Annotated in this window: 15 protein-coding genes, 3 tRNA genes and 1 pseudogene; 11 read left to right on the top strand and 8 right to left on the bottom strand. The window is 74.9% G+C overall.

Features of this window, described 5'->3' with window-relative positions:
* Window positions 1-191 precede the first annotated feature (191 nt).
* From purD to ACZ7LB_RS30290, 4 genes are all read left to right on the top strand, one after another.
* Window positions 192-1,445, top strand: a complete 1,254-nt coding sequence (gene purD, locus ACZ7LB_RS30305) for a phosphoribosylamine--glycine ligase (RefSeq protein WP_471472649.1) — start codon at window positions 192-194, stop codon at window positions 1,443-1,445.
* Between the two features lie 564 nt (window positions 1,446-2,009).
* The gene (locus ACZ7LB_RS30300) at window positions 2,010-4,190 is read left to right on the top strand and encodes a M48 family metalloprotease (RefSeq protein WP_471472647.1); all 2,181 of its coding nucleotides are present in this window, start codon (window positions 2,010-2,012) and stop codon (window positions 4,188-4,190) included.
* Between the two features lie 1,097 nt (window positions 4,191-5,287).
* Complete coding sequence (locus ACZ7LB_RS30295; protein ID WP_471472645.1) at window positions 5,288-6,811, top strand: N,N-dimethylformamidase beta subunit family domain-containing protein; 1,524 nt, start codon at window positions 5,288-5,290, stop codon at window positions 6,809-6,811.
* A gap of 72 nt (window positions 6,812-6,883) precedes the next feature.
* Entirely contained in the window at window positions 6,884-7,786 is a 903-nt protein-coding gene (locus tag ACZ7LB_RS30290; protein ID WP_471472643.1) for a phosphoribosylaminoimidazolesuccinocarboxamide synthase, read from the top strand.
* A 419-nt stretch (window positions 7,787-8,205) separates the two neighbouring features.
* Here the strand turns inward: ACZ7LB_RS30290 and ACZ7LB_RS30285 are convergent.
* The 8 genes from ACZ7LB_RS30285 to ACZ7LB_RS30250 all read right to left on the bottom strand — a co-directional run bounded on the left by ACZ7LB_RS30285 (window position 8,206) and on the right by ACZ7LB_RS30250 (window position 13,317).
* Window positions 8,206-8,278 (bottom strand) — tRNA-Gly (locus tag ACZ7LB_RS30285).
* 49 nt (window positions 8,279-8,327) lie between these two features.
* Window positions 8,328-8,942 (bottom strand): response regulator, encoded by a 615-nt coding sequence (locus ACZ7LB_RS30280; protein ID WP_471472641.1) that lies wholly within the window; start codon window positions 8,940-8,942, stop codon window positions 8,328-8,330.
* Window positions 8,939-10,189 carry a sensor histidine kinase gene (locus ACZ7LB_RS30275; protein ID WP_471472639.1) on the bottom strand — a complete coding sequence of 417 codons (1,251 nt, stop codon included), beginning with the start codon at window positions 10,187-10,189 and terminating at the stop codon, window positions 8,939-8,941. The genes ACZ7LB_RS30280 and ACZ7LB_RS30275 overlap by 4 nt, the downstream gene beginning before the upstream one ends.
* Before the next feature lie 35 nt (window positions 10,190-10,224).
* Entirely contained in the window at window positions 10,225-11,022 is a 798-nt protein-coding gene (locus ACZ7LB_RS30270; RefSeq protein WP_471472637.1) for an ABC transporter permease, read from the bottom strand.
* Window positions 11,019-12,053 (bottom strand): ABC transporter ATP-binding protein, encoded by a 1,035-nt coding sequence (locus tag ACZ7LB_RS30265; RefSeq protein ID WP_471472634.1) that lies wholly within the window; start codon window positions 12,051-12,053, stop codon window positions 11,019-11,021. Before ACZ7LB_RS30265 ends, ACZ7LB_RS30270 begins: the two co-directional genes overlap by 4 nt.
* Window positions 12,054-12,296: 243 nt before the next feature.
* Window positions 12,297-12,369: transfer RNA gene (locus ACZ7LB_RS30260), tRNA-Gly, on the bottom strand.
* 100 nt (window positions 12,370-12,469) lie between these two features.
* A tRNA-Gly gene (locus ACZ7LB_RS30255) sits at window positions 12,470-12,541 on the bottom strand.
* 458 nt (window positions 12,542-12,999) lie between these two features.
* A complete protein-coding gene (locus ACZ7LB_RS30250; RefSeq protein ID WP_471472632.1) occupies window positions 13,000-13,317 on the bottom strand; it encodes a histone-like nucleoid-structuring protein Lsr2 in 318 nt (105 codons plus the stop codon).
* A 342-nt stretch (window positions 13,318-13,659) separates the two neighbouring features.
* Here ACZ7LB_RS30250 and purS point away from each other — a divergent pair, with 342 nt between their 5' ends.
* The 7 genes and pseudogenes from purS (at window position 13,660) to purF (ending at window position 20,872) form a co-directional block, all read left to right on the top strand.
* Window positions 13,660-13,932 carry a phosphoribosylformylglycinamidine synthase subunit PurS gene (gene purS / locus ACZ7LB_RS30245; protein ID WP_161228754.1) on the top strand — a complete coding sequence of 91 codons (273 nt, stop codon included), beginning with the start codon at window positions 13,660-13,662 and terminating at the stop codon, window positions 13,930-13,932.
* Complete coding sequence (purQ, locus tag ACZ7LB_RS30240) at window positions 13,929-14,633, top strand: phosphoribosylformylglycinamidine synthase subunit PurQ (protein ID WP_471472630.1); 705 nt, start codon at window positions 13,929-13,931, stop codon at window positions 14,631-14,633. Before purS ends, purQ begins: the two co-directional genes overlap by 4 nt.
* A complete protein-coding gene (gene purL, locus ACZ7LB_RS30235) occupies window positions 14,630-16,888 on the top strand; it encodes a phosphoribosylformylglycinamidine synthase subunit PurL (protein WP_471472628.1) in 2,259 nt (752 codons plus the stop codon). Before purQ ends, purL begins: the two co-directional genes overlap by 4 nt.
* A 599-nt stretch (window positions 16,889-17,487) precedes the next feature.
* A complete protein-coding gene (locus tag ACZ7LB_RS30230) occupies window positions 17,488-18,285 on the top strand; it encodes a sterol carrier family protein (protein ID WP_471472626.1) in 798 nt (265 codons plus the stop codon).
* A gap of 35 nt (window positions 18,286-18,320) precedes the next feature.
* The gene (locus ACZ7LB_RS30225; RefSeq protein WP_471472624.1) at window positions 18,321-18,989 is read left to right on the top strand and encodes an META domain-containing protein; all 669 of its coding nucleotides are present in this window, start codon (window positions 18,321-18,323) and stop codon (window positions 18,987-18,989) included.
* Window positions 18,990-19,019: 30 nt separating this feature from the next.
* Window positions 19,020-19,283: pseudogene (locus ACZ7LB_RS30220) on the top strand (META domain-containing protein); the annotation flags it as partial.
* A gap of 62 nt (window positions 19,284-19,345) precedes the next feature.
* Window positions 19,346-20,872 (top strand): amidophosphoribosyltransferase, encoded by a 1,527-nt coding sequence (gene purF / locus ACZ7LB_RS30215; RefSeq protein WP_161228749.1) that lies wholly within the window; start codon window positions 19,346-19,348, stop codon window positions 20,870-20,872.
* Window positions 20,873-20,905: the final 33 nt, after the last annotated feature.

The following is a 20,905-nucleotide window of genomic DNA, read 5'->3' as shown; positions in this document are numbered from 1 at the left end:
CCCGCTCCCGTGCCTTGACCCGCTCCGGCCCACCCCGGCCCATCCCCGCGCACAGCCCCCGCCAAGGCCCCGCGTACCGCTCACCCACCCCGGGCCCCGCCCGTGCCTTGGAGGAAACGCCGAGGCCCCGGCCCACCGTGCCTCGGTGGCCCCCACAAGGGCGCCCGGCCGTTCCCATTAGGCTGGGGCCCGTGAAGGTCCTTGTCATCGGCGGCGGCGCCCGCGAACACGCCCTGTGCCGTTCCCTGTCCCTCGACCCCGACGTCACCGCGCTGCACTGCGCACCCGGCAACGCCGGTATCGCCGAGGTCGCCGAACTGCACCGGGTCGACGCCCTCGACGGCGCGGCCGTCACCGCGCTGGCCAACGGGCTCGGTGCCGACCTGGTCGTCGTCGGTCCCGAGGCGCCCCTCGTCGCCGGGGTGGCCGACGCCGTGCGCGGGGCGGGCATCCCGGTCTTCGGCCCCTCGGGCCCGGCCGCCCGGCTGGAGGGCTCCAAGGCCTTCGCCAAGGACGTGATGGCGGCCGCCGGTGTGCCCACGGCCCGCTCCTACGTCTGCGTCAAGCCCGAGGAGGTCGACGCGGCCCTCGGTGCCTTCGGCGCCCCCTACGTCGTCAAGGACGACGGACTCGCCGCCGGCAAGGGCGTCGTCGTCACCGACGACGTCGAGGCCGCCCGGGCGCACGCCGCGGGCTGTGAGCGCGTCGTCATCGAGGAGTTCCTGGACGGCCCCGAGGTCTCCCTCTTCGCCATCACCGACGGTGTGAACGTCCGCCCGCTCCAGCCCGCCCAGGACTTCAAGCGCGCCCTCGACGGCGACGGGGGGCCCAACACCGGTGGCATGGGCGCGTACTCGCCGCTGCCGTGGGCCGACCCGAAGCTCGTCGACGAGGTCGTGCAGAGCGTGCTGCAGCCGACGGTCGACGAGATGCGCCGCCGCGGCACCCCCTTCTCCGGGCTGCTCTACGCCGGTCTCGCGATCACCTCGCGCGGTGTCCGCGTGATCGAGTTCAACGCCCGGTTCGGCGACCCCGAGACCCAGGTCGTCCTGGCCCGGCTGCGGACCCCGCTCGCCGGGCTGCTGATGGCCGCCGCCACCGGCAACCTCGGCGACCTGGAGCCGCTGCGCTGGAGCGACGACGCCGCGGTCACCGTGGTCGTCGCCTCGCACAACTACCCCGGCACCCCGCGCACCGGCGACCCGATCACCGGTCTCGACACCGTAGCCGCCGAGGACGCGCCGCACGCGTACGTCCTGCACGCGGGCACCCGCACCGAGGGCGACGCGGTCGTCAGCGCGGGCGGGCGCGTCCTGTCCGTCACGGCCACCGGCGCCGACCTCACCGAGGCCCGCGACCGCGCCTACCGGGCCGTCGCCCGCATCGGCCTCGACGGTTCGCAGCACCGCACCGACATCGCGGCGAAGGCGGCGGCGGGGGCGTAACCGCGTCCGGGTGCCCGTCACGCGGGCCGCACGGGGCCGCACGCGTCGCGTCCACCGCGTCCGCCTCGGCCCCGTGCACACCGCGCCTCCCGCGCCACGCCCCCCGCACTACGCGTCCGCCGCGTCCGTCATCGTCGTGGCGTCAACCCCGTGCCCGGACCGACCCCGTCCGGGTCGACTCCCGGCGCGGCCGGCACACCCGCCCGCCTCCGCCGACCGGCCGTCCCGGCCGCCCGGGCACGTCAACCCCGTGCCCGTCCGGCCACGCGTCGCGCCCTTGTTCGCGGCCCGTGACCAGGCCCCGGTTCCCTTTCAGGAGCCGGGGCCTGATCATTGCTGTCCGTCATTCAGCTCTCCCCAAAGCCATTCCATCGAGTGACCGTTGCGCCATACGGCTGACGGGCGTGGAGGCCCCAACTAGGGTGCCGCGCAAGCGTTCCGGCACTTGGCCCACCGGCATTGCGGTGTCGGTGACGGATGACACAGTGGGGGCATGAACACGAGCAGGGCAGCAGAGAGAGCGACAGGACGGTCCAGGTCGACGAGGAGGGGGTGAGGTCCTAAGTGACCGGTTCCGGTGGTGTGGAGAGGGGTGCCCGGGACGCGCGAGCGCGGGCCCTGGCCGTGCTGCGCGTCCGCAGTTGGGCCCTTGCCGTCGCCCTGCTGCCCGCTGCCGCCGCCGTGATCCTGCTCGTCGGGGGATCCACCGGCAGTCTGGCGGGCGGGGGCTGGGACGCCGCCCGCTGGGCCGTCTGCGCGGTCGCGCTGCTCGTCCTGCTCGCCGCCACCGGGGTCGCCCTGGTGGTCGCGTGCGCCCGGCCCGCCGTGACGCCGACGGTCGAGGTGTCCGAGGAGGCGGCGCCGGACCTGTACCGGATGGTGCGCGACCTCGCCGAACGGCTCGCCGTCCCCGCCCCGTCCGCGATAGCCCTGACGCCGGACTGCGACAGCTGGCTGGAGGACCGCACCCACCGCAGCCACCGGTCCCAGGGCCGGCCGCCGGTGCGGGTGGAGGAGGACGACGTGGCGGGCCTGGGCGGCCCGGTCCGCCGCCGTGCCGCCACGGCCCCCGTGCTGGTCATCGGCTCACCCTTCCTCTGGTGGATGCGCGTCGGCGAGCTGCGCGCCGTGCTCGCCCCGGTCGTCGCCGGGACGGGCCCGTCGGCGCACCCCGACATAGCCGCGGCCCGGCGCTTCATACGGGGGCTCGACGCCGCCGCGGCGGTGGCCGGGGCCCGGGAGCGCCACCCGCTCCTGCGCGCGGTGTGCGCGGGGCTCGGCCGGGTGGTCCGGCTGATGCTGCGCGCCTGCCGCGACCACGCCGCCGAGATGGAGCGCGGCGTCGCGGCGGCGGCGGCCGAGCGCGCGCAGGCCGTGGACTACGGCCTGCGGATCGTCGCCCAGGAGCAGGTCGGGCTGGCCTACGCGGGCTGGGACCGGCTGCTCACCCGGGTCGCGCTGCCCGCCTGGCGGATGGGCCGGTGGCCCTCGCGGCTGGACGTGGGGGTCGTCGCCGCCCTCACCGAGCTGTCCCGCCGGGACCGGCTGGCCGAGGGCTTCGCCTCCCGGCTGGCCGAGCGCCCCGCCTGCGACCTGCTGGAGGAGCCCGGGGTGGCGGACGAGGCGGTCTCCCTCCTCGCCGCCCGCCTCTTCCACGGCGGCCCGGCCGCCCGCCGTCCCGACTGGTCGCCGGTGGAGTGGAGCGCGTACCCCGACGAGGTCGTCGACCGCACCTGGCGCGCGGACGCGGCCCGGCTCCACCGCGCCCTCGACACCCTGGGCGTCCGCCGCCCCGCGCCCGCCGTCGGCCCCACGCTCGCCCGGGTCCTCGACCACCTGGCGGCCCCGACGCCGCCCGCGCCGGACGGCCCCGGGACGGATGACGGGGCTCCCGGGACGGGGACCGAGCCGTACGGTCCGGGACGGACGGAGGACCCGTCCGGCACGGCGGGGGAGTCGGCCGCCGACGGTCGGTCCCGTACGACGGGGGAGTCGTCCCCGGACGATCCGTCCCGTACGGCGGGGGGGTCGGCCTCCGACGGCCTCCGTGCCGGACCCGGCTCGCCCCCGGCGTCCGGGGACGCGGCCGAGCACAGGCCCTCGGCGGGGCACGAGCCGGAGCCCGGCCCCGGAGCCGAGGGCGAGGACGAGGCCGCGCGCCACCCTGCCCCGGGAGCCGGGCACGGACCCGACCCCGTCGCCGCATCCGCGGCCACCCCCGGCTCCGCCGACCACGGGCCCTGGGCGGCCCTCCCCCCGATGACCGTGTCCGGCGCCGGTGAGGGCGTGTACGGCGACGACGATGACGACGACCTGGCCGGCACCACGCCCCGCAGCGCCGCCCTGGCCGCGGGGCTGGCCGCCCAGTTGGCCCGGGAGGACCTGGGCACCGCGCCCGCGGCCGACGCCGGGGCGGGCGGGTCCGGCACGGGGGCGGGCGGGTCCGGCGCCGGGTTCTGGGACGACCGTCCCCTGCCCCTCGTCCCGCTCCAGCCCCCGCGCACCGGTCGGGAGATCCTCACCGACCACGTCACGGCCATGGTCTGCTGCGCCGCGATGGACACCGCCGGTGCCCGTCCCGGGCTGGACTGGCTCGACGGCCCGTCCCTCCTGGTCGACGGCGTGCGCGTGGCGGACCTGGCCCCCCGCGTCCGCGCCCTCGTCGAGAGCGGCGACTGCGCGCCCCTGCGCGCCTGGCTGGTGGAGCACGGCATACGCCCGGACAAGCCGGTCCGCCTGGTCTGAGCCCTGCCCGACCGACGCCCCGGGCCACGTGGCCCGGGGGTCCGCGGGCCTCGGCCCCCCGGCGCCGGGCACGCTTGTCCCTGGGCGCCCCTTGCTCTGGGTACTTCCCCCTGCCCGGGGTGCGCGTGAACACCGGGCAGGGGGTGTCGCTCACGTACCGCTTCCTTCCCGGCACGGTCCGGGGGCCAGTGCCAGTGACCAGTGCCCTCGCGCGACCCGGCGCCGCACCCGCGACCCGCCGCCGCACCGGTGATGCGTGCCGCACCCGTTGATGCGTGCCAGGCCGGCGGGCGCGCACACCCACGGCCCCGCACCGCACTCTGCGCCTGACACGGCCCTGCACCCTTCCCCGGCCGATCCCGTTCCGGCCCCACCGCTCCGACGCGCGCCGCGCTCAACTCCCCGCCCAGGCAGGACCCACACCGTCATATCCGAACGCCGGCGGCCCCGCACCGCCGAGTTCACCCGGACCGGAACCGCGACCTCGGCCCGCCCCGGAGCCCGTGCCGAAACCGGCCCCCTACCGACCCCGCGACCTCGGCCGGTCCCGTAACCCGGACCCCCGGAGCCCGGACCGGAGCCGACACCGGGGCCACGAAACCGACGCCCGACCGGACCCGTCACGCGGACCGGAGCCGGAACCTCCCCTCCTCGCCCATGCGCACCCGGTGCCCCCGGAGGCCGAGACCGGACGGCTCCGTCCGCCCGCCGCGGCCCCGGCCCGAGACCCATCCGCCCCGGCCCCGAGGCCCACCCGTCCCCGGCCGAGGCCGACCGCAGCCCCACCCCACGCCACCCCGCCCCGCCCCGCCCCGCCCCGCTTCCGTGACCGGTGGGAAGGCCCGGACCACCCCCGTCCCGCCCGTCCGTGCCCCGCCCCCGGCCCCTGGCCCGGCCCCGTCCGCCCCCGGCCGAGCCCACCTCCGCGCCCCCGCCCCGCCCCCGATGAACCGGACTTCGGCATTCCACTTTCGGCCACTTCGCGACGAACAGTGACAGCGCGCGTGCGATATGTGATGTGCTGGGACCGTTCGCGCACATGGCAACGGCGTTCGTCATAGGCACGACCACGGGGGCACAAGGGAGGGGAATGTCCCATGGGTCCGGAGCAGATCCGCCGCTGGGAGTCCGGAGCACTCGCGCACGCCGTGACGGACCCCTTCGGCCAGGGGCCGGTGCCCTGGCTGCGCGGCGGTGAGACGTACTTCGCGGAGACGGGTCAGGTCGTCCCCTGGTACGTGGAGCCCGGCCGGGCGGAGCCGCACGGTTCCCCGGCCCGCCCGGGGAGTCCCGACCGGGGCCGCCCGGCCGCCCGGCGGAGCCCGGACGGGGGCGGGCCGCGCGCCGCCGACGACGTGCGACGGCAGATCAAGGGCTTCACCTCGACGGGTGCCGTCGCGCCCGGAGAGGCCATCGACTTCCACGTCACCGTCGACCCGCCCCAGGAGTTCGGCGTCGACATCTACCGCATCGGCCACTACGGGGGCGACGGGGCCGCCAAGATCACCACCAGTCCGCGCCTGTCCGGCATCGTGCAGCCGCCCCCGCTCGCCGCCGACCGCACCGTCTCCTGCCACCACTGGTGGCTTTCCTGGCGGCTCCAGATCCCGTCGTACTGGAACATCGGCGCCTACGTCGCGGTGCTCACCACCGCCGACGGCTACCGCTCCCACGTGCCGTTCACCGTCCGCGACGACCACCCGGCCGACCTGCTCCTGCTGCTGCCGGACATCACCTGGCAGGCGTACAACCTCTACCCGGAGGACGGCCGCACCGGCGCCAGCTTCTACCACGCCTGGGACGAGGAGGGGCGGCTGCTGGGCGAGTCCGACGCGGCGAACACCGTCTCCTTCGACCGCCCGTACGCGGGCGCGGGCCTGCCGCTGCACGTGGGGCACGCCTACGACTTCATCCGCTTCGCCGAGCGCTACGGCTACGACCTCGCCTACGCCGACGCCCGCGACCTGCACTCCGGACGGGTCGACCCGGCCCGCTACCGGGGGCTGGTCTTCCCCGGCCACGACGAGTACTGGTCCGCCGCCATGCGCCGCGCCGCCGAGGGGGCCCGGGACGGCGGCACCTCCCTGGTCTTTCTCTCCGCGAACACCATGTACTGGCGGGTCGACCTCGCCCCCTCCCCGTCCGGCACCCCCGACCGCCTGCTGACCTGCCGGAAGCGCAGGGGCCCCGGGCGTCCGGTGCTGTGGCGGGAGGCGGACCGGGCCGAGCAGCACCTGCTCGGCATCCAGTACGCGGGCCCCGTCCCCGAGCCGCACCCGCTGGTCGTCCGCAACGCCGGCCACTGGCTCTGGGAGGCCGCCGGCGCCCATGAGGGCGACGGGATCGAGGGACTGGTCGCCGGTGAGGCCGACCGCTACTTCCCGCGCACCCCGCTGCCCGAGCACGACGAGCGGGTGCTGCTCGCCCACTCCCCCTACCGGGACGCCCACGGGGTCCGCCGCCACCAGGAGACCTCCCTGTACCGGGCGCCGTCGGGCGCCTGGGTCTTCGCCTCCGGCACCTTCGCCTGGTCCCCGGCCCTGGACCGCCCCGGCCACGTCGACGAGCGCGTCCAGCGCGCCACCGCGAACCTCCTGGACCGCATCTGCAAACGCGACTGACCCCGTGTCCACCGGGGACCCGGAGGTACGGGAGAATCGTGGGAAAGGACAAGAACCACGGGGAGGAACACCGTGTCCGGATTCGTCGAGAAGCCCGAGCCGATCCAGGTGCCGGGTCTGGTGCATCTGCACACCGGCAAGGTGCGCGACCTGTACCGGAACGAGGCGGGCGACCTCGTGATGGTCGCGAGCGACCGCATCTCCGCGTACGACTGGGTGCTGCCGAACGGGATCCCCGACAAGGGGCGCGTCCTCACCCAGCTCTCGCTGTGGTGGTTCGACCAGCTCGCCGACCTGGTGCCCAACCACGTGCTGAGCACCGCGCTGCCGGCCGGGGCCCCCGAGGACTGGCTGGGCCGCACCCTGGTCTGCCGGTCCCTGGAGATGCTGCCCGTGGAGTGCGTGGCCCGCGGCTACCTCACCGGTTCCGGGCTGGCCGAGTACCGGGAGTCGCGCACGGTGTGCGGCCTCGCCCTCCCCGAGGGCCTGGTCGACGGCTCCGAGCTGCCCGCCCCGATCTTCACCCCGGCCACCAAGGCGGAGGTCGGCGAGCACGACGAGAACGTCTCCTACGAGGAGGTCGCCCGCCGGGTCGGCGCCGACACCGCGGCCCGGCTGCGCCAGGCGACCCTCGCGGTGTACGCGCGGGGCCGGGACATCGCCCGGGAGCGCGGGATCATCCTGGCCGACACCAAGTTCGAGTTCGGCTTCGGCGCGGACGGCGAGCTGGTCCTCGCGGACGAGGTGCTCACCCCGGACTCCTCCCGCTTCTGGCCGGCCGACCAGTGGGAGCCGGGCCGCCCGCAGCCGTCGTACGACAAGCAGTTCGTGCGCGACTGGCTGACCTCGGCGGAGTCCGGCTGGGACCGCAGGAGCGAGCAGCCCCCGCCGGCGCTGCCGCAGGCGGTCGTGGACGCCACCCGCGCCAAGTACGTGGAGGCGTACGAGCGTCTGACGGGCGTGCGCTGGTCCTGATCCCGGCACATGATCCTGCGCGGGACGCGCCCCGGGCGGGAGTACCGGCCCGGGGCCGGCCCGAACCGGGGCCGGGCAAGCGCGGCCCCGGGGGAGCCCCGGACCCCGGACGGGCGCGGAGCGGCTCCCGTCCCGCGAGAGCCCCGTGGCGTCGGCCCCGGCGCGGGTGTCGCCCCGGACCGGCACCACCGCCGGCCCCGCGGGAGCGGCACCCGGCCCGTCGCACCCGGGCGGACGCCCGTCCCGGGCCACGCGCGGAGGCGGCTCCCGCCGCGAAGCACCCGGGAACGGCACCCTTCCCGAGGCACCGAGGCACCGAGGCACCGAGGCACCGAGGCACCAGCCCCCGGTCCCCGGGACGCCCCCGCACCACGGGCACACGAAAGAGCCCCCGGCCGGAACCGGGGGCTCTTATGCGGAGCGAACGACGAGGTTCGAACTCGCGACCTCAACCTTGGCAAGGTTGCGCTCTACCAACTGAGCTACGTTCGCACTGCGCCGTGGGCTCCACCGCGGGGGCGGCGCCGTGACGCGTGGACCACTATACCCAACCCCGCTCCCGGGCGAGCCGCACCGCCGCATGCCGGTTCTCCGCACCGGTCTTGGTGACCGCCGACGAGAGGTAGTTCCGCACGGTCCCCTCCGCCAGCGCGGCCCGTTCGGCGATCTCCGCCACGGGCGCCCCGTCGGCGGCGTACTCCAGCACCTCCGCCTCCCGCGCGGTCAGCGGGGAGTCCCCGGCGGCTATCGCGTCGGCCGCCAACTCCGGGTCGACGTAGCGGTTCCCGGCGTGCACCGTGCGAATCAGCTCCGCGAGCCGCTGGGCGCTGACCGTCTTCGGCACGAAGCCGCGCACCCCCGCCGCGAGCGCCCGCTTCAGATGTCCCGGCCGCCCGTGACCGGTCACGATCAGCACCCGGCAGCCGGGCAGTTCGGTCCGCAGCGCTGTGGCGACCTTCACACCGTCGGCGCCGGGCATCTGCAGGTCCAGGACGGCGACGTCGGGCCGGTGCGCCCGTGCCATCGCCAGGGCCTCCGGGCCGGTGGCCGCCTCGGCCACCACCACCAGGTCGTCCTCCAGGGACAGCAGGGCGGCCAGCGCGCCCCGGATCAGGTGCTCGTCGTCCGCGAGCAGGACCCGCACGGCGTCGCTCATGACACGGCCTCCCGAGCGGGCCCGGCGGCCAGCGGGACGTCGGCGACCAGCCGGAACAGGTCCTCGCCGACGCGCCCGGCCTCCAGGGTGCCGCCCACGGCGGCGAGCCGCTCCCGCAGCCCGGCCAGCCCGGAGCCGCCCGTCCCGGCGGCCCCGGCGGGGGTGTCCGCCCCGGGCGGGGCGACCGCCCCGTCGTTCTCCACCGTCAGCACCACGCGCCCCCTCGTCGTCCGCACCCGTACGGTGCACCGTTCCGCCTCGCCGTGCCGCAGCACGTTGGTGGTCGCCTCCCGCACCACCCAGCCGAGCGCCGACTGCACCGGCGCGGGCAGCCCGGCCGCCTCGCCGGTCACCCGGCAGTCGATCCCGGCCGCCGACAGCACGCCCCGGGCGCCGGTGAGTTCGGTCCCCAGGTCCGCCTCGCGGTAGCCGCGCACCACGTCGCGGACCTCCCGCTGCGACTCCTGGGCGATGCGCTGCGCCTCGATCATCTGCTCCACCGCCTCGGGCCGCCCGCGCCGGGCGAGCTGGACGGCCAGCTCGCTCTTGAGCGCGATCACCGCCAGGTTGCGGCCCATCACGTCGTGCAGGTCGCGTCCGAAGCGCAGCCGCTCCTCCGCCACGGCCAGCCGCACCCGGGTCTCGCGGGCCTCGTCGAGCGCGTACACCGCGTTGAGCAGCCACACGGAGAAGAGCGAGGTCATGGCCAGCAGCCCGGAGCCCACCAGGACCACGCAGGCCGTCACCAGGGCGCCGAGGACCGACATGCCGAGGACGAGGGCGGCCGTGCCCGCGCCCGCCCCGCAGCAGACCACGATCACGACGACCTGCCGCCGGTCGCGCGCCGCCAGCGCCATGATGCCCGCGCCGAAGCAGGTCACCGTCCCGAGGACGGCGCCGCCCGCGGTGTCGACCCCGTCGCCGGACGGGCCGTGCAGCGCGAGGACGAGGGCGCCGACCGAGAGGACCCCGGTGGCGGCGGCCAGCGTCCACAGCGCCCGCACCGGCCGGGGTCGCAGCCCCCGCAGGAAGTCCAGCGACCGGGAGGCGGTCACCGCGCAGAGCGCCGCGTGCGCCGCGACCAGCAGCGTCAGCGTGCTCGCGAGCCGCGGCCCGGTCTCGCCGAAGGCCGACATGGCGATCACGGCCGTCTCAAGGAGACCGAAGAAGTGGAACGACCACCTCGTGTAGGTCTCGACCTTGGCCGGCGTGCTCTTGCTCCGCCACCAGCTCTCCGGTCCCCGCATGTCCTCTCCCGCTCCACTGCCCCGCCCGTCGCGCCTCAGCGCCGCGGCTCCCAACGGAACCGCCGGGCCCCAGCAAACACCGCCAGCGCGGTCCAGGCCACCGCCGTGGCCAGGGCGAAGAGCGCCTCGGAGGCCGACAGGGCGCCTGTCCAGCCGCCGCGCAGCAGGGTGACGGGGCCGGTCAGGGGCAGCAGTTCGCAGAAGGTGGCGATCCGGTCCGGCAGCAGTTCCAGCGGGAAGGTGATCCCGGAGCCGATCATCGAGACGAGCATCAGCGGCATCGGCGTGACCTGGGCGCTCTCGCCGGTGCGGGTGAAGCTCGCGGTGAGCGCGGCCAGCGCGGTGCACAGCACCAGCCCCAGCAGCAGCCCGGCGACCGCGAGGTGCGGCGCGGAGGGGGCCGACAGGTCCAGCAGGACGGCGCAGCCCACGGCCAGCAGCAGGCTCTGGACGAGGCCGGTCAGGACGGCGGGCAGCGCGGTCCCGGTGATGATCTCGGCGTCCCGCAGCTCGCCGGTGCGCAGCCGCTTCAGGACGAGCTCCTCGCGCCGGACGACGAAGACGCCGACGAGCGCCGAGTACACGGCGAACAGCAGCGAGAAGCCGACGGCCGCGGGCAGCACCACGGTGCCGACGCTCAGCCCGGCCTCCTCCAGGTCCATTCCCTGGGCCGCGGCGCGGACGCTGACGGGCAGCACCAGCGGCACGAACACGGCGGCGACCAGGGTGCCCTTGCTCCGCCCGAACAGGGTGAGTTCGGCGCGGGCGAGCGAGGCCATCCGGCTCACGGGGGTGGTGGCGGCCGGGGCGGCCGGGGTGCCGGTGGTGCTCATGCCGTGTACTCCGTTTCCTTGGCGTCCTTGTTGTCCTTGGCGCCCTTGGGGCCCTTGGCGTCCTTCGTGCCGCCGGTGTCCCGCGGCGCCTCGCCGGCCGCCTCCCGGGCCTCCCGGGCGATGCCGAGGAAGGCCTCCTCCAGGGAGGCCGACCGCACGTCCAGTCCGCGCAGCTCCACCCCGGCGCGCTCGGCCCAGGTCAGCAGACCGGTGGCGGCGCGCTGGAGTTCCCGGGTGCTCAGCAGGACGCGGCGGCCGTCGGTCCGGTGGCCGGTGACGCCGAGCGCGTCCAGGGGCGGCAGATCGCCGACGAAGTAGCCCTCGGGCAGTTCGAAGGCGATCCGGGACGGCTGGGTGGCGGTGACCTCGGCGGGGGTGCCGGTGGCGGCGATGCGGCCCCGGTGCAGGATCGCCAGCCGGTCGGCGAGGCTCTCCGCCTCCTCCAGGTAGTGCGTGGTCAGCAGCACCGTCGTGCCGCCGTCGCGCAGGCGGCGGACCAGCTCCCAGGTGTCGCGGCGGCCCTCGGCGTCGAGGCCGGTGGTGGGTTCGTCGAGGAAGAGCACCTCGGGCTCGCCGAGCAGGGCGAGCGCCAGGTCCAGGCGGCGCCGCTCGCCGCCGGAGAGCTGCTTCACCCGGGTGCGGGTCTTCGCTTCCAGGCCGACCAGCGCCAGCGCCTCGGGCACGGGGCGGGCCCCGCTCACGCACCCGGCCCACATCCGGGCCGTCTCCGCGACGGTCAGCTCGGAGGGGAAGCCGCCCTCCTGGAGCATGACGCCGGTGCGGGGGCGTACGGCGGCGCGCTCGGTGTACGGGTCGTGGCCGAGGACGCGCACCCGTCCGCCGGCGGGGGCGGCGAGGCCCTCCAGGAGTTCCACCGTGGAGGTCTTGCCGGCGCCGTTGGTGCCGAGCAGGGCGAAGACCTCCCCGCGGCGCACGGAGAAGTCGATGCCGCGCACCGCCTCGAATCCACCGTCGTAGACCCGCCGCAGCCCGGTGACATCGATCACGTGCTCGTGTCCGTTCGCTTCCATGATCCGATCATCACGGCACGGGGGAGCGGGCAGCAGTGCGCGCTGTCATCACTCGATATGACAAATGTCAGCCGCCATCGGGAAGGGGCGGAGCCGGGGCGGCGGAAGGCGCGGGAGGACGGAAGCGCGGACGTCCGCGGGGCCGCCGTCCGGAAGCCGATGAGTTCCATGGGGAACGGGCCGGGAGAAGTTCCGGGGAAACGAAAAGACCCCGGTCCGTGGAGGACCGGGGTCTCATTCCCGAGCGGACGACGAGGCTCGAACTCGCGACCTCAACCTTGGCAAGGTTGCGCTCTACCAACTGAGCTACGTCCGCAGATGGCTCCCGACCGGCTTTCACCGATCGGTGCGGGCACCAGCCTACCTGATCCATCCGGAAGGGCGGACCCTTCCGGATGATCGGTTCGGCGATGCGGAGCGGGTGACAGGAATTGCACACTGCGCCTTCCCCCTGGAAGGGGGATGTTCTACTACTGAACTACACCCGCATGTTCCTCGGGCCGGGCCTTTCGGCCTCGCCCCTCGGCGTGCTCCAGACTTTAGCTGATCACCCGGGGTGCAGCGCAAGTCGGTTGGTGACGGGGGCGGCTGAGCGGCCGTCGGCCGCCCCGGCGGGCGCACGCCGCGCACGCCTGCCCGGGGCTCGTGCCGGGACGCGCCCCTCGGCGGGGACGTGTCCCCGGACCCGTCCGGAACCCCTCCGCAGCGGTCCGGCACGGGGCCGAGGCGGGGTGGAATCCGCCCCGCCGCCCCGCCGCCCCGCCGGGCCGCCCGCGGGGCCGGTCGTGCGCCGGCCCTCCGCGGCCCGGCACGGCGCGCCGGGCCCCACGGCGCCGGCCGTACGGCACCGAGCCGCACCGGGCCGAGGCTCAGCGCCCCGGGCTCACCGCGCCCCGGGCTCACCGCGAGACGGGCCGCCGCGTCCGGGACCCACCCGCGGCACCGCTCACTGCGCCTCGGCGAACGCCTCGTACACCCGCTTCGGGATCCGGCCCCGGGCCGGCACGTCCATCCGGTTCGCCTGGGCCCACGCCCGGACGGCCGCCGGATCGGGGGCGACCTCCGTCTGGCGGTACGTCCGGCCGGAGCGCGAGCGCTTGCGCCCGGCCGCCATGTAGGGCTCCAGGGCCGCGCGGAGTTCCCTGGCATTGGCTTCGTTCAGGTCGATCTCGTACGTCCTGCCGTCGACCCCGAAGGCGATCGTCTCCGCCGCTTCCGAGCCGTCGATGTCGTCAAAGAGAGTGACCACGACACGCTGCGCCACGAATATCGGTCCCTTCGTGCGGCATCTCCGCGGTGACGTGCCAGGACGTCACGGTGATGCCGACTGTTCGTCTGCAATTGGGCAAAGTATCGGCTAATGACATTTCATTTGTACAGTGCCCGGCAATGAATGTGGAAGCTCGACTTAATCTCCCCGCGTGTCTCCCGCGCAATAGCTGCCGGTGCTCGATCCGGGATCTTTTCCGAAGCTTTTCGCGCGAGCCGCTCCCCGGAGCCGGGCCGTGAGGGGCCTCACGTACTTTCCTACAACACTACGCGCGTAGAAATTTTGGACGGGTAGTCTGAAGGAACCTGCTCAGCACCACACATACCGGGAGTGCCAGTGGCACGCGTCGTAGTCGACGTCATGCTCAAGCCGGAGATCCTCGACCCCCAGGGCCAGGCGGTGCAGCGCGCACTGCCGCGACTGGGTTTCGACGGGATCTCGGACGTCCGCCAGGGAAAGCGATTCGAACTGGAAGTGGACGGGCCGGTCGACGACGCCGCCCTCGCCCGCATCCGTGATCTTGCGGAATCCTTCCTCGCCAACACCGTGATCGAGGACTTCACCGTCAAGGTCGAGGCCGACGACGCAGTCGCGGGAGCCGCGAAGTGACCGCTCGTATTGGCGTCGTCACTTTCCCCGGCAGCCTCGACGACCGGGACTCCCGGCGCGCGATCCGCGTCGCCGGGGCCGAGCCCGTCGCACTGTGGCACAAGGACAAGGACCTCCAGCAGGTCGACGCCGTGGTGCTGTGCGGCGGCTTCTCCTACGGCGACTACCTGCGGGCCGGTGCCATCGCGCGCTTCTCGCCGGTGATGGAGAGCGTCATCGAGGGGGCGCGCGGCGGTCTGCCCGTGCTCGGCATCTGCAACGGCTTCCAGATCCTCACCGAGGCCCACCTGCTGCCCGGCGCGATGCTCGGCAACGACCACCTGCACTTCATCTGCCGTGACCAGAAGCTCCGGGTGGAGAACGCGGGCACCGCCTGGACCAGCGACTACGCCGCCGGCCAGGAGATCAGCATCCCGCTGAAGAACATGGACGGCCGCTATGTCGCGGACCGGCGCACCCTGGACGAGCTGGAGGCCGAGGGCCGCGTCGCCTTCCGGTACGCCGTCGACGGCGACGCCGCCGAGGGCTACGGCAACCCCAACGGTTCGCTCAACGACATCGCCGGCATCACCAACGCGGCGGGCAACGTCGTCGGTCTGATGCCGCACCCCGAGCACGCCGTCGAGCCGCTGGTCGGCAGCGGCCGCACGGACGGGCTCCCGTTCTTCACCTCGATCCTCAAGAAGCTGGTCAACGCATGAGCCGGACGCCTCTGGACACGGTCGAGCACGCGGCCGCGACCCCCGACGTCGAGCTGCCCTGGGCCGAGCTGGGCCTGAAGAAGGACGAGTACGAGAAGGTGGTCGAGATCCTCGGCCGCCGTCCGACCGGCGCCGAGCTGGCCATGTACTCGGTCATGTGGTCCGAGCACTGCTCGTACAAGTCCTCCAAGATCCACCTCCGCCAGTTCGGCGAGAAGGCCCCGCAGAGCGACGCGATGCTCGTCGGCATCGGCGAGAACGCCGGCGTCGTCGACGTCGGCCAGGGCTACGCGGTCACCTTCAAGGTGGAGTCGCACAACCACCCGTCGTACGTGGAGCCCTACCAGGGCGCCGCGACCGGCGTCGGCGGCATCGTCCGCGACATCATCGCCATGGGCGCCCGCCCGGTCGCCGTCGTGGACCCGCTGCGCTTCGGCGCCGCCGACCACCCCGACACCAAGCGCGTGCTGCCCGGCGTCGTCGCCGGCATCGGCGGCTACGGCAACTGCCTGGGCCTGCCCAACATCGGCGGCGAGGTCGTCTTCGACGCCTGCTACCAGGGCAACCCGCTGGTCAACGCCGGTGCCATCGGCGTCATGCGGCACGAGGACATCCACCTCGCCAAGGCCTCCGGCACCGGCAACAAGGTCATCCTCTACGGGGCCCGGACCGGCGGCGACGGCATCGGCGGCGCCTCGATCCTGGCCTCCGAGACCTTCGACGACGCCAAGCCGTCCAAGCGTCCGGCCGTCCAGGTCGGCGACCCCTTCCAGGAGAAGCTCCTCATCGAGTGCACCCTGGAGGCGTTCCGGGAGAAGCTGGTCGTCGGCATCCAGGACCTCGGCGCGGCCGGCCTGTCCTGCGCCACGTCCGAGCTGGCCTCCAACGGCTCCGGCGGCATGCGCGTCACCCTGGACGACGTCCCGCTGCGCGACTCCACGCTCTCGCCCGAGGAGATCCTCATGAGCGAGTCGCAGGAGCGCATGTGCGCCGTCGTCGAGCCGGAGAAGGTCGACCGCTTCCTCGAGATCTGCGAGAAGTGGGACGTCATCGCCACCGTCATCGGTGAGGTCACCGACGGCGACCGGCTGGAGATCTTCTGGCACGGCGGCAAGATCGTCGACGTCGACCCGCGCACCGTCGCGCACGACGGCCCGGTCTACGAGCGCCCCTACGCCCGCCCCGACTGGCAGGACGCGCTCCAGGCCGACGACGCCGCCAAGCTGCCCCGGCCGGAGACCTCCGAGGAGCTGCGCGAGCAGGTCCTCAAGCTGGTCGCCTCGCCGAACCAGGCGTCGAAGCGCTGGATCACCCAGCAGTACGACCACTTCGTGCAGGGCAACACCGTGCTGGCCATGCCGGAGGACTCCGGCATGATCCGCGTCGACGAGGAGACCGGCCTCGGCGTCGCCATCGCCACCGACGGCAACGGCCGGTACGCCAAGCTCGACCCGTACACGGGCGCGCAGCTCGCCCTGGCCGAGGCGTACCGCAACGTGGCGACCACGGGCGCCAAGCCCCTCGCCGTCTCCGACTGCCTGAACTTCGGCTCGCCCGAGGACCCGGCGGTCATGTGGCAGTTCGTGGAGGCCGTGCGCGGTCTGGCCGACGGCTGCCGGCAGCTCGGCACCCCGGTGACCGGCGGCAACGTCTCGCTCTACAACCAGACGGGCGAGGCCGCCATCCACCCGACCCCGGTGGTCGCGGTGCTCGGCGTCATCGACGACGTGGCGCGGCGCACCCCGGCGGCCTTCCGCGAGGACGGCCACCTGCTGTACCTGCTGGGCGACACCCACGAGGAGTTCGGCGGCTCGGCCTGGTCCCAGGTCGTTCACGACCACCTCGGCGGCCTGCCGCCCCGGGTCGACCTGGAGCGCGAGCGGCTGCTCGGCGAGATCCTGATCTCCGCCTCCCGCGACGGCATGGTCGACGCCGCGCACGACCTCTCCGACGGCGGGCTGGTCCAGGCCATCGTGGAGTCGGCGCTGCTCGGCGGACGGGGCGCGCGGCTGGTCGTCCCGGACGGGCTCGACGCCTTCACCTTCCTGTTCTCTGAGTCCGCGGGCCGCGCCGTCGTGGCCGTGCCGCGCTCCGAGGAGGTCCGCTTCACCGACATGTGCGGTGCGCGCGGTCTCCCGGCGACCCGTGTCGGTGTCGTCGACGGGGACGCGGTGGAGGTCCAGGGCGCGTTCACGCTGCCTCTCGCGGAGCTTCGCGAGGCCCACGAGAACACCATTCCGGCGCTGCTCGCCTGAGCCCCGCCGCTTCGAGGCCCCCGTCCGGTCCGCCGGGCGGGGGCCTCGCCGTTCCCGGGGCCGCCGTAGGAGCGCCGGGCCGGTACTCCCGGGCGGGCCCGCGCCCGGGGCCCGGTGCCGACGGGCGCTCGCCGGCATCTGGCGGATGGGTTCCGCACCTTCCCCGTCTCCTGCCGCAGCCCCCGGGAGACGCCCCTCATCCGGCCCCGTTCGCCGCCCCTTGCCCTGGGCAGCCGCCCCTTGCCCTGGGCAGCCGCCCCTCGCCCTGGGCCGCGTCCCGTCCCTCGCCGCCGGGCGGGCCTCGATGCCGTTGCACCCCCTCGCCGCCGGGCGGGCGGGTCCCGTCCTCCGGGCCATCCCTTCCCCAGCCACGCCCGCCCGCCCCCGCCCTCCCGCCCGATCGTCGCCGGACGCGTCCCGGCCCCGCCCCGCTCCTCGCCGCCGAAGAGGCCCGGTACGCCTCCCGCCTCCGGCCCGGCCGGGCCCACCTCCGTCCGCCCCCGCCCGCGCCTCCGGCCTGTCCCAGCCCCCGGCCCGTCCCCCCTGGAGCCTCGACCCGTCCCCTCGGTCCCGGTCTCGGACGGCCTAAGCTCGCCGCCATGCCGCCCGCCAGGAAGCGCGCCCGCGCCTACGACCCCGTCCGCACCCGTGCCGCCGTGCTCGCCCAGTCGGCGCACCTGCGCGCGGCCGTCCGCACGCTCACCCCGGAGAGCCTCGCGCTGCCCGCCGGGCCGGGCGACCGGACCGTGGGGGAGCTGATCGCGCACGCCGGGGCCTCCCTCGCGGTCCTCGGCCCGCTGCTGGAGGGACCCGGACCCGTCCGGCAGGACGCCCGCCTGCCCGACTGGCCCCTCGCCCCCGGCGCCGACGCGGACGCCGTCGACCGGACCGCCCGCGCCCTGGCCGCCGCGCACCCCGGCCCCGAGGACCTGCTCACGGAGGCCGAGCGGCGCTTCACCGCCCTCCTGGACGCCCACCCGGGCGGACGGCTGCTGCCGACCGGCGGCGGGGCGCTGCCGCTGGCCGACTTCGTCGTCACCCGCGCGGTGGAACTCGTCGTCCACAGCGACGACCTCGACGCCGCCGTCCCCGGCCTCGCCGTCCCGTACGACCGCGGGGCGATGGCCGCCGCGACCCGGCTGCTGGCCGACGCGCTGGCCGCGCGGGCGCCCGGCGGCTCGACGGAGGTGCGGATCCCGCCGCACGCCGTGGTGCAGTGCGTCGAGGGGCCCCGGCACACCCGCGGCACCCCGCCCAACGTCGTCGAGACCGACCCGCTGACCTGGGTCCGGCTGGCCACCGGGCGGCTGGCCTGGCGGGACGCGGTGGACGACGGCCGGGTGCGGGCGAGCGGGGAGCGGGCCGACCTCGCGCCGCTGCTGCCGCTCGCGGGCTGAGGGAACCGGGCACGCCCTGCCCCCGTCGGACCCCCATGGACCGGCAGAAGAACCACCCCACCGCCCCGACCGTCGTCCGGCCGTCGGCCACGGCCCCGGCCACGGCCACGGCCCCGGCCACGGCCCCGGCTCCGCCGACCGCCGTCCGGCCGTCGGCCACGGCCCCGGCGCCCTCCCCCGCCGCCCCGCCGACCGCCGCGGCCCCGCGGTCCGCCACCGCCCTGGCCGCCGCGGTCCTCGCCGTGCTCCTCCCGCTCACCGCGGCCTGCGGCACCGAGCGGGCGGACGGCGCGGGGAGCCCCGGCGGCGGGCCGGGCGCCGCCTCCGCCGCGTCCCCCGCCACCGTCACCGGCGTCCACTGGGGCGTGGACGACGTCACTGCGGACGGCACCACCCACCGGGCACCCGGCGCCTGGCTGCGGATCGACCCGGACGGCGCGGTGTCCGGCAGCACCGGCTGCAACGGCTTCGGCGCCCGCGCCCGCGTCGACGGCTCCCGCGTCCGCCTCACCGACGCCGTCCTCACCGAGCGGGGCTGTGTGAGCGTCCCGGTGGCGGTCGAGCACTCCCTCGTCGGCGCCCTCACCGGCGGCCCGGTCACCGCCACCGCGCCCGGCCCCGGCCGGCTCACCCTCACCTCGGCGGACGGCGACACCGTCCGGCTGAGCGAGCGGCCCGAAGCGTCCCTGTACGGCACGGAATGAGAGGTCACCGAGCCCGGCGGGACCACCGCCCGGCTCACCTTCGACCGGGCCGGGGGCACCGTCGCGGGCCGCCTGCCCTGCAACCGCGTCTCCGCCACCGCCACCGTCCGCGACGGGAGGATCACTCTCGGAGTGCCGCGCACCACCCGAATGATGTGCGAAGGCTCACTCATGGCGGCCGAGAAGCGGATGCTGCGCCTCTTCGAGGGGCGCGCCGACTACCGGATCGATCAGGACACCCTCACGCTGACCAGGGAAGACGGCACCTTCGTACGCGCCGTCGCGGTCCGGTGAGCCGGAGCGGGTCCGGTGTCCCCAATTCGGACCAGCGGTCGGCCTCGCCTACACTCGGTTGTGTGCCACGTGGTGACGGTCGACTCAATCACGATCTACTTCCCGGCGAGAAGGGCCCCCAGGACGCCTGCGGCGTTTTCGGTGTCTGGGCTCCGGGTGAAGAGGTCGCAAAGCTCACGTACTTCGGGCTCTACGCCCTCCAGCATCGGGGCCAGGAATCCGCGGGAATCGCGGTCAGCAACGGCTCCCAGATCCTCGTCTTCAAGGACATGGGACTGGTGTCCCAGGTCTTCGACGAGACCTCGCTAGGTTCGCTCCAGGGTCACATCGCGGTCGGACACGCCCGCTACTCGACCACGGGCGCCTCCGTGTGGGAGAACGCCCAGCCGACGTTCAGGGCCACCGCCCAGGGCTCCATCGCGCTCGGCCACAACGGCAACCTGGTCAACACCGCTCAGCTCGCCGGGATGGTGGCCGACCTGCCCAAGCAGGAGGGCCGCTCCGGCCGGGTCGCGGCGACCAACGACACCGATCTGGTCACCGCGCTGCTCGCGGGCCAGACCGACGACGACGGCAAGCCGCTGACCGTCGAGGAGGCGGCCACCCGGGTGCTGCCCCAGGTGCGCGGTGCCTTCTCCCTCGTCTTCATGGACGAGCACACCCTCTACGCCGCCCGCGACCCGCAGGGCATCCGCCCGCTGGTCCTCGGCAGGCTGGAGCGCGGCTGGGTCGTCGCCTCGGAGTCCGCCGCCCTCGACATCTGCGGTGCCAGCTTCGTCCGCGAGATCGAGCCCGGTGAGTTCATCGCCATCGACGAGAACGGGCTGCGCACCTCGCGATTCGCAGAAGCGAAGCCCAAGGGCTGTGTCTTCGAGTACGTGTACCTGGCCCGTCCGGACACCGACATCGCGGGCCGCAACGTCTACCTCTCGCGGGTCGAGATGGGCCGCCGGCTGGCGAAGGAAGCCCCCGCCGACGCCGATCTCGTCATAGCGACCCCGGAATCCGGCACCCCCGCCGCCATCGGCTACGCGGAGGCGTCCGGCATCCCCTTCGGCAACGGCCTGGTGAAGAACGCCTACGTGGGCCGGACCTTCATCCAGCCCTCGCAGACCATCCGCCAGCTCGGCATCCGCCTCAAGCTGAACCCGCTCAAGGAAGTCATCAAGGGCAAGCGGCTGGTCGTCGTCGACGACTCCATCGTCCGCGGCAACACCCAGCGGGCCCTGGTCCGGATGCTCCGCGAGGCGGGCGCCGCCGAGATCCACATCCGGATCTCCTCCCCGCCCGTGAAGTGGCCCTGCTTCTTCGGCATCGACTTCGCCACCCGCGCCGAGCTGATCGCCAACGGCATGAGCATCGACGAGATCGGCACCTCGCTGGGCGCCGACTCGCTGGCGTACATCTCCATCGACGGCATGATCGACGCGACCACCATCGCCAAGCCCGACCTGTGCCGGGCCTGCTTCGACGGCGAGTACCCGATGGAGCTGCCCGACCCCGAGCTGCTCGGCAAGCAGCTCCTGGAGACCGAGCTGGCCGCCGGGCCGGCCGCCACGGCAGCGGCCGACGCCATCCGGCGCCCGTAGCGGGCCGTCCGCACCACCTGCCGTCCGACACAA

The organism is Streptomyces sp. NPDC107521, assembly GCF_055598485.1.
The sequence above is the reverse complement of the archived record's forward strand: the minus strand, read 5'-3'. Positions and strand labels throughout refer to the sequence as shown.

Bases quoted from the DNA above. Each gene is read 5' to 3' on its own strand.
- ACZ7LB_RS30295 (WP_471472645.1), top strand. From the start codon at position 5,288: ATGGGTCCGGAGCAGATCCGCCGCTGGGAGTCCGGAGCACTCGCGCAC.
- ACZ7LB_RS30280 (WP_471472641.1), bottom strand. From the start codon at position 8,942: ATGAGCGACGCCGTGCGGGTCCTGCTCGCGGACGACGAGCACCTGATC.
- ACZ7LB_RS30275 (WP_471472639.1), bottom strand. From the start codon at position 10,189: ATGCGGGGACCGGAGAGCTGGTGGCGGAGCAAGAGCACGCCGGCCAAG.
- ACZ7LB_RS30270 (WP_471472637.1), bottom strand. From the start codon at position 11,022: ATGAGCACCACCGGCACCCCGGCCGCCCCGGCCGCCACCACCCCCGTG.
- ACZ7LB_RS30265 (WP_471472634.1), bottom strand. From the start codon at position 12,053: ATGGAAGCGAACGGACACGAGCACGTGATCGATGTCACCGGGCTGCGG.
- purL (WP_471472628.1), top strand. From the start codon at position 14,630: ATGAGCCGGACGCCTCTGGACACGGTCGAGCACGCGGCCGCGACCCCC.
- ACZ7LB_RS30230 (WP_471472626.1), top strand. From the start codon at position 17,488: ATGCCGCCCGCCAGGAAGCGCGCCCGCGCCTACGACCCCGTCCGCACC.
- ACZ7LB_RS30225 (WP_471472624.1), top strand. From the start codon at position 18,321: ATGGACCGGCAGAAGAACCACCCCACCGCCCCGACCGTCGTCCGGCCG.